Below are 1095 nucleotides of genomic sequence, written 5' to 3' on the forward strand. Positions count from 1 at the left end.
CAGCGACGGCGTGCCGCTGTGGCGCGACGGGGCGCCGACGGAGGCGGCGCACGCGGCGGGCCTCGGCACCTTGCTGGGCGTGCGCGCGAACCAGGCCGGCAGCGTGGCCGCGATGCTGGGCCGCCTGCCCGGCGCTCGTCACACGGCGAAGTTGACGCTGGACCTGCGCCTGCAGGCGGCCGCGCAGGCCGCGCTCGACTGCATCGCCATGCGCCGCGGCCGCTGGGATGGCACAGCCTGCAACGGGGCCGGGCAGGCACCCGCCGGGCGCCAGGCCGGCCTCGTCCTGCTCGACACGGAGACGGGTGCGATCCTCGCCGCGGCCGGCGCGGGCATGCCGCACGTCGATGCCGCCAACTGGCGCGAGGCGCGCGATTTCGACCGCATCGACCCGGCCGCGAGCCCGCTGCGCCTGCCGGCACTGCAGCACGACGGCGGCGCCGAGCGCAGTCCCGGGTCGACGTTCAAGGTCGTCAGCGCCCTGGGCCTGGAACGCGCTGCACGCGCCGACCGCCAGCTGGACGCGTTGCTGGACGGCATGCCGCTGGCCGGCATCAATGTCGTGGCGCACGCGCGCGGCTTTGCGTTCCGCACGGATGCGTCCACGTATCCGGTCGAAGCTCGCGCCCACATCACGAATTTCCGCGACCAGGGCCTGGACCGGCGTGCCCAGGATGGCCGCCTGGGGCTCGCGCAGGCGCTCACGTACAGCCTGAATACGTGGTTCGCCTGGATGGGCGAAATGTCCGACCGCAGCCTGCTGGGCCGTCCCGGCGGCGGCGTGCCGGACCTGCAGCCGCTGGAGCCGGACGCGCTGGACAACGTGCGCCCGATCGTGGCGATGGCGCGCCGGCTCGGCTTCGGCCAGGCGCTGCGGCTGGATGGCGGCCTGCTGCCGGCCGACTATCCGTGGTCCACGTGGGACGCCTTGCTGTCCACGCCGGCCGGCATCGACCCTGTACATACGCGACACGAGCTGCGCCAGATGGCGATCGGGCTGCGCATGCAGGCGACGCCGCTGCAAATGGCACTCGTGGCGGGCGCGGTCGGCCAGGGGCGCGTCGTCGTGCCGCATTTGCTGGCGCAGCTCGATGG

The 1095-nt window shown here is 74.3% G+C and carries 1 pseudogene; it reads left to right on the plus strand.

What is annotated here, in order from left to right:
- Window positions 1-1095, plus strand: a pseudogene (locus tag AC1DYX_RS31400) (penicillin-binding transpeptidase domain-containing protein); the annotation flags it as partial.

The sequence above is a fragment of the Massilia sp. P2_C2 genome (assembly GCF_056404615.1).